This is a genomic window from Pseudoalteromonas sp. NFXS53 (assembly GCF_056629255.1).
In genome coordinates this window covers 62,589-75,114 of the sequence record NZ_JBWVBR010000013.1, presented here as the reverse complement: position 1 = coordinate 75,114, position 12,526 = coordinate 62,589, and the positions used below count along the sequence as shown (strand labels likewise).

The following is a 12,526-nucleotide window of genomic DNA, read 5'->3' as shown; positions in this document are numbered from 1 at the left end:
CTAAAAATGCGCCAGTTTGGTACGAACCAAACTAGTTAGAGTAAGTGCTCAGTGTAGAGGCTTTATATTGCAGTAGTTTTACAGTCTTTTTGTTGAGGAAAGCTAATTTTGCTCAACAAATTAAGAGCGATTAAAATTGAAGTTTGGCTTTGTTTTCAATCATTAAGGCATCATGTCGCCAAAACTCTCGGTCGAACTCAAAGGCCGTGCCTTGTTGATCTCTGACGATTCGAGTGACTTTTAAACCTAGAGCACCGTCGTAGGTGTCTAAGTGTTGTGCGATAGGGTTGAACAAGCAGCAAGATTCCACCGAGATATCGTAAAGCACTTTGTGATGTTGGTACGTGTTTTTAAGTAACATGCTGATAGACAGTGATAAATCATGCTTGTCTATGTCAGGTAAATGCTTGTTACTGAAGTTTAGGTCTTCGACAACCACAGCGCGACCATCCACAGAGCGGACACGTAGAATGCTAGTTAGGCTGGCTCTACCATCGAGCTCAAGTGCGGTGGCGATTTCTTTACAGGGCTTTTGTTTTTTCTGCTCAAGTAGCACGGTACTTGGCTGAAACCCTTGCGCTGTGGTGTATTGTAAGAATGAGGCATGCTGCATGGGGTCGTATTTTAATTTTCTTGGGCAGACATACCAGCCACTGCGATTTTTACGGTAAATAAGTCCCATATTTTCTAATTGCCCGAGCGCCTGTCTAAGTGTTGAGCGGGCAATATCAAACGTTGCACAGAGCTCTCTTTCTGAGGGCAAGCTGCCTGTTAATTGCTGCTCTATTATTTGCTTGGTTAGTGCTTCACGCACTTGGGCGTAGGCAAAACTTTGGGTACTCATTTAGGGCTTTAATTCGCAAATTCACTTGGTTTATTTATAGGTATCACATCAGTCAAAGCTGAACAAGCGCTTACCTAAAAATAGATTTTTTGGTCCATACCAATTTTTTAAATAATACATATTTCTGTCAAGTCCCTGTAATAATTCACCGATAGTATTTTCGCCGTTCGTTACTTTGGTATGTACCAATTAATTTCGGGAATCATAATGAAAACTTTATACTCTACTGGCTTCACAAAACCATCTTTACTGGCGCTTGCCGTTGCAAGCGCGTTATCAGCACCTGTTTATGCAGAAGATGACAAAGCAAAAAAAGATCAAGAAATTGAAGAAATTACGGTTGTTGGCAAAAGCGTGTCATACGCTAACAACGCGACATCAGACGAAATGTTCAAACAGCAATCGGCTATGACCAGTGCGATGGCAATGATTGATAACCTACCGGGTGTATTAATCAACGAAGGGGATACATTTGGATCTGATGATTGGTCAACAACGGTCTCAATTCGTGGCTTCCAATTAAGTTTAGATGAGCAGCAAGTAGGTATTACCATTGACGGTATTGCTAACGGTAACTCAAACTACGGCGGTGGTGCTAAGGCAAACCGTTATATTGATACTGAAAACTTAATGGCTGTAGAAGTATCTCAAGGTACTGCTGACGTAGCTTCTCGTTCAAATGAAGCATTGGGCGGTACGTTGAACTTCACCACCATTGACCCAGGCACAGAAAAAGCGGTCATTGCGAGCTTGTCATTAGGCAACTTCGATGCGCAAAAATATTACATGCGCCTTGAAACCGGCGAAGTATTAGATGACACATACGGTTGGTTCAGCTACTCAAATTCAAGTAATAGTGACTGGATCACAGGTACAGCAGAAAACAAGCGTGACCACTTTGCCGCTAAGTTTGTAAAAGGCATGGACAGCAATCTAGAGATTACCGCTTACCTTTCTTACGACGATGTTCACGAAGATAACTATCAGCGCGTTTCACTAGAGAGTTTCAAACAAAACCCTGAATCAGATGGCTTATTAGGTGAATGGACGGGTGTCCCTTACATTGACCAAGTTTATCGTCAAGGTTGGTCAACACTGCGTGAAAACCTATTTGGTTATATCGAAGTGGATACTATGATCGGCGAAGTTGAAGTTAAAGCAAACGCTTACTTCCATAAAAACGAAGGCCGTGGTGACTGGGTACCTCCTTATCTTGTTGATGTTACAAATGATGGCTCAAAAGGCCACAGCGAACTGGTTTCGGGCAATACAGCCCAAGGTGGTAGCTCGCTAGGTAAAATCTACTTTGTTGATGCAGATGGCAAGTCACTGACGCCTATTGCAGGCTGTGAAAGTTCAATTGGTTTCCCTTATGGTGGTGCGGGTGCAGAATACGATCCTAACTGTTATGAAAACGGCGCACGTCCTGTGGGGTCTTACCGTAATACACACTATCAAAAAGATAGATTTGGTATTAACGCAGATCTAACGTGGGAAAAGCAAATCGGCGATAACACCAATGTGGTTCGCGCGGGTATTTGGTATGAAGACTATGAGCGTTCAGAATACCGTGATTGGCACAAAATCATTGACTCTAAGAGCAGCTATGAGTTTGACCATACACCTTATTGGATCCAATACGACCGTACTTACCCTGTAGAAACCACCATGCTTTATCTTGAAGATTCATTCGAGATGGAAAGTGTCACAGTACGTGCAGGTCTTAAAAAGTACCTTGTTGATTTAGATAGTAAAGACACTTACACAGGCACCACGAAAGCGGTGAACTCAGATTCAGATGTCTTATTGTCAGCAGGTGCGGTGTGGTACACCCCAGTAGATGGCCTAGAAGTATTCGCAGGCTATGCTGAAAACTTTGCGGCGATTAAAGACCAAGTGTTAGAAGCAGATGCATCAGCACTAGATAACGTTGAAGCTGAAACGGCTGAAAACATGGACTTTGGTGTGCGTTACGACAATCAAGATTTTAACGCCAGCATTACCCTATACAGTATCGACTTCCAAAACCGCCTCACCTTTATTGCGCCGGGCTCTGACTCAGGCAACGACTACTTGGTTGGCACAAACGGTAGCTACATCAATACCGGTGGTATCGAGTCATCGGGTGTGGAAGCCTCATTAACTTACTACCCAAGCCAAGAGCTATCTGTGTATATGTCTTACACCAGCAACAGCTCAGAATATACGGATGGTACTGTTGGCATCGCTGCAGGTAATACGGTATTTGGCTCAGTAGAAGACATGGCAGTGTTATCGCTTGATTGGCAATCAGAAGCTTACTCTGCGGGTGTTTCGACAAAATGGCTAGGTGAGCGCTGGATGGATTCAGCCAATACTCAGCGCATCGATGCATACGCGGTGAGTGACTTATACGTAGGCGTTGATTTAGAAAACTTCGATAGCGCCCTAAAAGGTGCATCAATCCGCTTTACGGTCAATAACCTATTCGATAAGAGCTACATGGGCGGCGTAGCAGGTGGTTGGGGAGGCTGGATCGGCGCACCTCGTACTGCAGCGTTGAACTTCCAAACACGCTTTTAATCTCCAAATTGAGTAGTACAGGACGTGCTGATCTTTTTTTAAATAACAAAAATTAGTTAACAACACAGAGCCTTATTTCATTTACGAATGTGATAAAGGCTCTTTTTGCTTAAATCATGCGAGTAGACAATGAAAAAACTGATTTTAGCCGCGGCAACGCTGTGTTCATCTGTAACCTTTGCGGCAAGTAATGTGGTGGTCGTCACGATAGATGGGCTACGTTGGCAAGAAGTGTTTTCGGGCGCGGATAGCAAGTTGATTGAGCATAAAGACTTTGTAAAAAATCCGGCGCAATTAAAGCAGGCCTTTTGGGATGATAATGCGCAAACTCGCCGCGAAAAACTAATGCCGTTTTTATGGCAAACCATCGCCAAACAAGGCGTGGTTGTGGGTAACCGAGAATTGGGTTCTAAAATGTCGGTTGCTAATGACTGGTACTTTTCATATCCGGGGTATAACGAAATACTAACAGGTCAGGCTGATCCAGACATTGATAGCAATGCCCTTGAGAATAATAAAAATGTGACCTTTTTGGAGTGGCTTAATAACAAGCCTGAATACGATCAAAAACTTGCGGCGTTTGGCAGTTGGGATGCGTTTCCGTATATTTTCAATGAGCAGCGCAGTGGCTTATATGTCAACGCCACATTCGATAGTTACCATATTCAACCGCAATCAGCCGAGATGGCGTTGTTAAACGAACTTCAGGCGCAAACCCCAAGCCCTTGGCAAAATGTCAGAACAGATAGTTTCACTTATCGCTTTGCCAAGGACTATTTAACCCATATTCAGCCAAAAGCCATGGTGATTTCGTTGGGAGAAACCGATGATTTTGCCCATGAAGGCCATTACGACAGGTATTTACACGCCACCAAACGCACCGATGCCTATCTTGAAGATTTATGGCACACCATTCAGTCGACACCGGGCTATAGAAACAACACCACTTTACTGATAGTGACAGATCATGGCCGTGGCTATAACGCCGATGATTGGCAACATCATGCTTCTAAAAAAGCGGTATCGGGCTATATGAAAAAGCTCAGTCATTTTCAGCAAGGCATTATAGGGGCCGATGAAATTTGGATGGCAGCCATCGGGCCTGATATAAAACCACTTGGCGAATTAAAAAGGCACAAAGAATTTAAACAAGATCAAATTGCGGCAACGGCATTGACCATCTTGGGAGAAAATCCACAACAGTTTAATCCGCAAGCAGGCAAGGCAATTAAAGAGATCATCAAGCTATGAATTTAAAACAAACACTAGCAACTGCCTTAGTGGCATTGAGCGGCTTTTCGGCCAATGTGATGGCTAATTCACAGGTCGATAAAATTTTATTTGGCTCTTGCAGTCACCAAGATAAAGATATTCCGATCTTCAATGCCATCAACAAAGAACAAGCTGACTTATTCGTGTTTTTAGGCGACAACGTTTACGGTGATACTGAAAACATGACGGTGCTTAAATCAAAGTACCATAAGTTAGGTATTAAACCGGGTTTTGCTCAGCTACGCGCAAATACGCCTGTGATAGCCATGTGGGATGATCATGATTACGGCGAAAACGATGCGGGCAAAGAGTACCCGTTTAAAGAAGCATCTCGAAAAATTATGCTAGATTTTTGGCAAGAGCCGAAAGGCAGCCCGCGCCGCACCAGAGACTCAGGTATTTATACGTCGTATATGTATGGTGAAGAATCACAGCGTGTGCAGGTGATCATGCCAGACCTGCGCTGGAATCGTCCCGCGCTCAGTTCGATTGGTGAATTTCGTTATTGGTTAAATAGCTTCTTTAACAATGTCGGGCCTTATCGCCCTGTTGATGAGGCTACTTCTATGCTGGGTGAAGCGCAGTGGCAATGGCTAGAACAAGAGCTATTAAAGCCAGCGAAAGTGAAAGTCATTGCTTCAAGCCTACAGCTTATTCCTGATTTTACGGGCTGGGAGAGCTGGGCGAACTTTCCGGCAGACAGACAGCGACTATTCGACTTTATTGAAAAGCATAAAATTGGTGGGGTGATTATGATAAGTGGCGACACTCACTGGGGTGAGTTGTCAAAGTATCAAGCTAAACAAAACTATCCATTGTGGGAAGTAACCAGCTCAGGACTTACACAAAAATGGAAAGATGTGAGCCCCAATAAGCACAGAGTGGGAGAATCCACATCGGATGTGAATTATGGTTTTATTGAAATAGATTGGCAGCAAGCAGATCCAAATATTGAGTTTGGGTTAAAAGATATCAATGGCGATGTGACTCACAAACAAAGCATGCCGCTGTCAGCGTTACAGTTTAAATAACACCAAGGAAAACGGTGATATGTTAGTTAGAAAACCAGTTAGGGCACTAAGTTGTGCCCTTATATTTATCTCAAGCTTATCGGCATGTTCGTTACTAAAAACCTCAGAAAATACAGTGCAGCCAGATACAAATACGCCATCAAAAATCAAAAACATCATTTTAATGATTGGCGATGGTATGGGTCCGCAACAAGTGGGGTTGTTAGAAGAGTATGCGACTCGCGCACCGAACTCGATTTACCGAGGTGACAATAGCGCCATTGCTAAGTTGGCAAACCAAGGCGTCACTGGGCTGTCACTGCATGGGCCTGCAGATAAGCTGGTGGTAGATTCTGCTTGCTCCGCAACCCAGTTGGCAACAGGTGTTGCCGCGGGCAGTGAAATGATAGGTTTAAATCGTTCGGGGCATAAAGTGCCGACGATTCTAGAAAGAGCCAAAGGGCTGGGTAAATCCACAGGGCTGGTGTCAGACACCCGTTTAACCCATGCAACACCTGCGTCATTTGCTGCACACCTTATTCATCGTTCAATGGAAAATGAGATTGCTGAGCAGATGATCCAATCTGGGGTGGTTGATGTCATGTTATCGGGCGGTTTGCGCCATTTTGTGCCCAAAAAATACGCATTGTCTGACAATCCCGAGGGTTTTGAAGCCAAGCTAAAGGCAAGTACGGTTTCGCTGAAATCAAAGCGTCGAGACGATAAAAACTTATTGGCTGAAGCAAGCAGTAAAGGCTATGAACTTGCGTTTAATAAATCGCAATTACAGCAAGCGCAAGGCACAAAGTTACTGGGGTTATTTGCCAATAGTGCAATGGCCAACGGCGTTGATACCTCCCATGGTCGCGTAAGCAACGAACCTAGCCTGAGTGATATGACACAAACCGCTATCAATACCTTATCGAAAAACGACAAAGGTTTTTTCTTAATGGTCGAAGGAGGTCAGATTGATTGGGCTGGACATAACAATGATGCAGGCACGTTATTGCACGAAATGATCAAATTCGATAATGCAGTGAATACCGTATTGGAGTGGGCAAAAGACCGAGACGACACTTTAGTCATCGTCACCGCAGATCACGAAACCGGCGGTTTTGGCTTTAGCTACAGCGGTGCAGATTTACCAAAAGCTGAACAGCTAAATAATCATCAACAGGATGTTTATAAGCCAAACTTTAATTTCGGTGAGTTGAGTATTTTAGATAAGTTATATGCTCAGCAAAAAAGCTATGGTGATATTTGGTATGAAGCCAAAGGTAACGCGTTTAAACCCGCACCAGAAAAGCTCGTAAAAACAGTCAATAAGTATAGCGAGTTTGAAATTAACAAAGATGACGCTAAGCAAATTTTAGCTGAGCAAAAGAACGCATTTTACCAACGGGGTCATAAGTCTCTAGGCTTAAAAACAGCCAGTAAAATAAATGACTTTGCGCCGTTTTATGTGTATTTAACTGAGCGCCCACTCAATTTAATTGGTAGAGCACTGTCGAGTAAACAAAATATCGTCTGGTCAACGGGCACACACACGCATACGCCAGTAGGTGTGTTTGTTCTAGGGCCTGAAGCTTTGTCTAAGCAGTTTAATGGTCTGCATACGCATGTTGAGTTGGGTAAAAAAATGCAGCGCCTTTTTATGCAGTAAAAATAAGAAATATTCTTAAATAAGAGCTGCAAGGCTCTTTCAAGCAAAGTGAGATGGTTTAACCCGTGAAGCCATCTCACTTTTTATAATTTGATCTGCTAACGAGTATGAGCGCTTTTACTGAATAAGGCGCAGTCGGTATCGGGTATCTTGTTTTTATTGTTTATTTTGATTTGGTAAAGAATAGATTATTTTTGACTAAAACAAAAAAATCACTCTATGTTACAATTTCTTGTAGTTAAAGTAGGTAAAAAGAACGTAAGCATTGTTGAGTGAATTAAAAGCAAACCTGCGCCGTAGGGCTAAATTTGATGTTGTTGTTGTACTCATAGTGGTATTGCTTGGTTTTATCATTTCCCACCAGTTTGATTTTTTGGAGTGGATTTACCAGTATTCAAGGAAATATGAGCATTATGAGTTAGATGAGATAGTGCCTTCATTACTTTTTGGGGTATTGGCCTTTGCCTATTTCAGTTATCGTCGTTGGCATGATATAAAACTTTTAAGTAAGTATCTTGAAGAGCAGTCTTTGACTGAGCCAGTTACACATATCGCTAATCGTCGAGCCCTTTTTGCGGTGCTTGAGCAGATTGCGCAGGAAGATAAACCACAACATGGTTTTATTCTAATATCGGTATTTGGGCTTGATGAAATTCGCAACAAGTTGGGCTTTATCACCGTAGAGCATATTGTGATCGAACTTTTGTACCTTTTAAATCAAGAGCTTGAAGACGACCAATTAATTATAGCTTGGCATACCGGGCAGTTTATTGTGCATGCACCAAATTATAACCAAGCCAAAGCCCATTTATTGGCTGAGCGTTTAGAACAAGCAAATAAGACTGCGACTCAAGCGATTTTACGCAAGTTACATATTCAATCGGCAAGCACCATTGTGACTCGCAAAACCAGTGAAGCTGAGCTGTTAGAGCGTTTAGAAGATAACTTACTTGATTAAAAGATAAGACGAACTTAGCGTTAGCATAAAAGAATGTAAGAAAATAGAAAGCCCAAGCTAATTTACTTGGGCTTTTCTTGTTTTATAACTTAACTGACTCACCTTCATTCAACACATGCAGCGGAATGTTTGAATTCATCTTCTTATACATGTGCATTAAACGAAATAGTGCCGAGTGCGATGTTTTATCACCCATTTGCCATGATGAATTACCATAACCCCATGGGATCATCACTTTACAATTTAAGTCGGCAGCTGCGATAAGTGCATCTTCTGGTGTGGTGTGCACTTTTCGATACCATTTAGGGTGCTCTTCACTATGATAAGAGGCAATAGGAATTAAACACACATCCATATCCCCATATTTATTAGCAATGTCTTTGAAGTGAGGTGAATAGCCTGTGTCACCGGCAAAAAATAACTTCTTACCTTGGTGCTCTAACACCCAACCGCCCCAGAGCGTGGCGTCGTTATCTTCATGAATAAAAGGCACCATAATACGGCTGCTGAAGTGATTCGCAGGAACAAAGTGAATATTTACTTCACCCACTTGCTTACTCGAATACCAAGCCATCTCTGTGATTTTATAACCGTCATTAGGGAAGTGATCAGCGAATCCAAGCGGCGTTAAAAATTCATTATTTTTACCTATGAGTGAAAGATCGTCTTTTTTGAAATGATCATAATGAATATGCGAGTACATGATGGCGTCAGTTTCAGCCAGCTGACTTTGTGTGAGTGTAGTATTGGGTGTACGACTAATATCAGAAACTAGGCTAAACGCCCAATTGACGGGCCAGTCAAAGTCATCAGAAACCGGGTCTAACAAAAACTGTTGACCATTTGATGTGTTAATTTTGAAGCTAGCATGACCGAGCCACTGTACTGAGAATCCGGTGCTAATGGCTATTTCTGGGTTGCTGCCTGTGTAAGCGCAATTTTGCATTTCAGCACTACATTCAATGACAGGACTCGGAGGGTAGCAATTTTCATCACAGGTGACAGGATACTCTTTAAAGTCATCGTAAATATTTTTGAAACGGTCGGTATAGCCTTCTGTGGTCTTGTTTTTGACTACTGCGTTTTCTGGAATGAGGGTTTCAACCTGGTTGCTGACCGAACAGCCTGCTAATGTCGCTAAAGAGAAGAGTAATGCTAACTTCTTCATTAGATTTCCTTATTATCATTTTTGCGAGATTTTAGCAGGTTTATCAAAACACTCTATGGTTTTAATGTAAGCAAACTTAACGGGTTAGGGAGCCTGTGTTTAATATGTAAATGCAATCTGAATGCTTACTTGGGTCGTACTGAAAGTTATATTCAATAAAGTGCGAATTGTTATGTGTTTTAAACCTGTGTTGTTTGGAGTAATTTTAATGGCGTCGTCTTCAGTATTGGCAGAAACTAAACTGACTTTACTTGATTGGTTTATGGTTAATGACACCGTAATGGGTGGTCTTTCTGAAAGTCGTTTAGTTGTTGGTGCGCACTCTGTTGAATTTAAAGGCGATGTGTCTTTGCGCAATAATGGCGGTTTTGCTTCTGTTCGTGCGCCATTTAATTTAGAAAATAAAAACGCTGAACAGTTAAGTGTTGTTGTAAAAGGTGATGGAAAGCAGTACCAGCTTAGGCTAAGAGTTGACCAATATCTTGACGGCCCAGCCTTTGTTTATAAATTTCAAGCCACAGCAAATAAAACACAAACACACGTTGTCACAGAAGACGACTTTACGCTTATGTATCGTGGTCGTGCTTTTTACGCTGACTATCAACTCAATTTTGATGATGTTAGATCTCTTGGCTTTATGATCAGTGAAAAGCAAGCGGGTAAATTTTCTCTTGAGGTACAGGCAATCACACCGCTAGGAAAAATCTAGATAAAATTATAGATTTTGTTTAATCGAACAGGCCTTGTTTAATCAAACAGTCCACCTAACCATGATGCAAATTTAGAGTAACGATCTGGAAGCACATTACTTTCGATTGTGTTGACAAGTGTGCGGCTCCAAACGCCATCCAAATTACCATTGGTTAAGTAGATAACAATGATGCTGTCAGTCATGTTTTCTTTGAAGAGCAATTTTACTCTCAGAACACCTCCGCCATCATGACCAACCGCATGCCAATTACCAACGTCTTCATATTCCCAGCTTGAGGCGAAATAGTTTTTTGAACCATCTTCTAACTGTGTTGGTTGCCAGAGACTTTTAAGCAGTGATTGATCAACCAGCTTGCCATTGATTAATGCTGAAAGAAAAACACTTAGGTCGTGAATATTTGAATACGCATCAGAATGTATATTTGCATAGCTTGGAAATGTATATGGATTTACCTGTAACGCATCACCGCTATTTGGTAAATAAGCCGTCACAGATTGAAGCGACGTATTCATTCCCTTGATAAATGTGTTATGCATTTTTAATGGCGTTAAAATTCGCGTTTGAACTAGTTTTGAATAAGGCTGTTTAGTGATTTTTTCTAGCAGTAATTTAATCACTATATAATTTGTTTGAGTATAACGAATGGCGCTATTTGGCTTAAATAGCAATGGTGTATTGTTTAGAGATTGAATAGCAGCATTAATACTTTTTGGTGCAAAGACTTGCTTGTCATCATATTCAAAATACTCAGGTAACCCAGTACTGTGATTTAAAAAATGGGCAACGGGTATAGGTTGCCAAGCTTGAGGTAGGCCATCAAGGTACTGGTTGATAGGGGCGTTTAAATTGATTTTGTTTTGTTCTACAAGCTGAAATAGCAAGGTGCTAGCGAACAGTTTACTGACTGAGAAAATAGGAAAAACGCTGTCTTTAGTCACTGGATCAGCGCGAGATATATCCGAATCACCCATAGCGTGAGCAAACAGCAGATTATTATTGTGCTTAACTAATACCGCTTGCGCCAATAAGCCATGCGCCTCGGCATTACTTTGCATTTTTAAAGTAAGCGATTCTTGCAGATTATCGGTTTGTCTTGCACAGCCTAGCAGGCATAATAAACATAAAGTGATTAAGGTGATTGTTTTCATTGAAAATTATGCTCCTTGCAAATTAGCCCTGCGATTTTACTTTGTTTGATTAGAACAAAAAAGAGCCACATGACGAGTGGCTCTCTGTAAATGTTTAAGTTGCTAGCTAAAATCTAAATTGTTCAAAGCTAATACCGTTCAAAGCTAATACCGTTCAAAGCTTAAAAGCGAACAACGGCCTTACCGGTTTGTGTAATGCTTACATCTGAATTTTGGCTACTGCTTAGGATAAGGTTACAGCGACCATAACTTGGTTTAGCTGTAATACTTGTCGGCAGTGTTATACGAGGCTCTAGATAAGCATCACATCTAAGTTGGGCCTGACCTTCACCTTTTAATGTCACTTCACTACGAGAAACACCTATGCTCTTTGGGGTATTTTTATCTAGCTTAATACTTTGGGTAATCGACGGAGTTTGTTGGTAAAGCCCAGCAATGTCTGCCATCGCTTTTTGTTGTGCTTGCTCTGAAATATTTACGCCCGGTACATGCTTGAGTGCTAGTAAAGCGCGTTTGGCATTTAAGAAGTCTTGTTGATAAAGATACAGCTGCATCAGGTTTTGAATACAAGGTACGGCAAACTCTTTTGGCAAATGCTTACGTAAAAAATAAGCATGCTGTAACTGTTTTTCATAGTTATGCCAATCTTGTAGTGCATAAAAATATTGAGACTTCAGCCAGGCAAAAAGCGCTTGTTCATTGAGATTTTTAGTGTGACTTAGTAGCTCTTCAAAGTGTTCGTGTGCCTTTTCCAGTTGCTGAGTTTTAATCAGTTTATCAATAAAATCATAATCGCTAACAAACCCTTTAGAAGCACGGTTATTGTTTGAGTTTGTAGTAGGCGCTGTTGAGTAGGTATAAGAGAAAAAGCGTGCTGCATCATGAGCTTTGCCATTGTAGGTAGCTGCTTCGAACTCTAGATTGCTTAAGTATTTCTTGGCTTTTTCAGTCGTCGGCTTTACTTCAGAGTTGAATAAAACGGTCACTTCACCTAATGAACCATCGGCTTTAACAATATAATTAACGAGCGTGTAGCCTTCGTGGCGACTCAGCATAGAATCTGATTTAAATTGTGCGTTATTGTTTTCGATGACTTTGATTGGTGTGCTTGGTTGAGCTGATACGCTTAATGCAGAGCATAAAAAAGCAGCAACAGCACAAAATTTGAGTGTTTTCACAAATTAATCCC

At 41.6% G+C, this 12,526-nt stretch carries 10 protein-coding genes; 6 read left to right on the top strand and 4 right to left on the bottom strand.

The features are described from left to right. Positions 1-130: 130 nt before the first annotated feature. Entirely contained in the window at positions 131-844 is a 714-nt protein-coding gene (locus tag AC1HJP_RS14270) for a UTRA domain-containing protein (protein WP_480362412.1), read from the bottom strand. Positions 845-1,051: 207 nt separating this feature from the next. Between AC1HJP_RS14270 and AC1HJP_RS14265 the strand changes: the two genes are divergently transcribed. From AC1HJP_RS14265 to AC1HJP_RS14245, 5 genes are all read left to right on the top strand, one after another. After that, positions 1,052-3,406: a TonB-dependent receptor gene (locus AC1HJP_RS14265; protein ID WP_480362411.1), complete on the top strand. Its 2,355-nt coding sequence runs from the start codon at positions 1,052-1,054 to the stop codon at positions 3,404-3,406. A 129-nt stretch (positions 3,407-3,535) separates the two neighbouring features. Then, positions 3,536-4,657, top strand: a complete 1,122-nt coding sequence (locus AC1HJP_RS14260; RefSeq protein WP_480362410.1) for a phosphoglyceromutase — start codon at positions 3,536-3,538, stop codon at positions 4,655-4,657. Next, the gene (locus AC1HJP_RS14255; RefSeq protein ID WP_480362409.1) at positions 4,654-5,709 is read left to right on the top strand and encodes an alkaline phosphatase D family protein; all 1,056 of its coding nucleotides are present in this window, start codon (positions 4,654-4,656) and stop codon (positions 5,707-5,709) included. The genes AC1HJP_RS14260 and AC1HJP_RS14255 overlap by 4 nt, the downstream gene beginning before the upstream one ends. A gap of 19 nt (positions 5,710-5,728) precedes the next feature. Further along, entirely contained in the window at positions 5,729-7,351 is a 1,623-nt protein-coding gene (locus AC1HJP_RS14250; RefSeq protein WP_480362408.1) for an alkaline phosphatase, read from the top strand. A gap of 265 nt (positions 7,352-7,616) precedes the next feature. Beyond that, positions 7,617-8,309, top strand: a complete 693-nt coding sequence (locus tag AC1HJP_RS14245; protein WP_480362407.1) for a diguanylate cyclase domain-containing protein — start codon at positions 7,617-7,619, stop codon at positions 8,307-8,309. Between the two features lie 82 nt (positions 8,310-8,391). Here the strand turns inward: AC1HJP_RS14245 and AC1HJP_RS14240 are convergent, their stop codons facing one another. Next, entirely contained in the window at positions 8,392-9,477 is a 1,086-nt protein-coding gene (locus tag AC1HJP_RS14240; RefSeq protein WP_480362406.1) for an MBL fold metallo-hydrolase, read from the bottom strand. Between the two features lie 208 nt (positions 9,478-9,685). Between AC1HJP_RS14240 and AC1HJP_RS14235 the strand changes: the two genes are divergently transcribed. Next, complete coding sequence (locus AC1HJP_RS14235; RefSeq protein ID WP_480362405.1) at positions 9,686-10,186, top strand: CIA30 family protein; 501 nt, start codon at positions 9,686-9,688, stop codon at positions 10,184-10,186. A gap of 38 nt (positions 10,187-10,224) precedes the next feature. On the opposite strand, the gene AC1HJP_RS14230 is transcribed toward AC1HJP_RS14235, so the two are convergent. Then, positions 10,225-11,337, bottom strand: a complete 1,113-nt coding sequence (locus AC1HJP_RS14230; RefSeq protein WP_480362404.1) for a serine hydrolase domain-containing protein — start codon at positions 11,335-11,337, stop codon at positions 10,225-10,227. A 161-nt stretch (positions 11,338-11,498) separates the two neighbouring features. Beyond that, positions 11,499-12,515: a hypothetical protein gene (locus AC1HJP_RS14225; RefSeq protein WP_480362403.1), complete on the bottom strand. Its 1,017-nt coding sequence runs from the start codon at positions 12,513-12,515 to the stop codon at positions 11,499-11,501. Positions 12,516-12,526 lie beyond the last annotated feature (11 nt).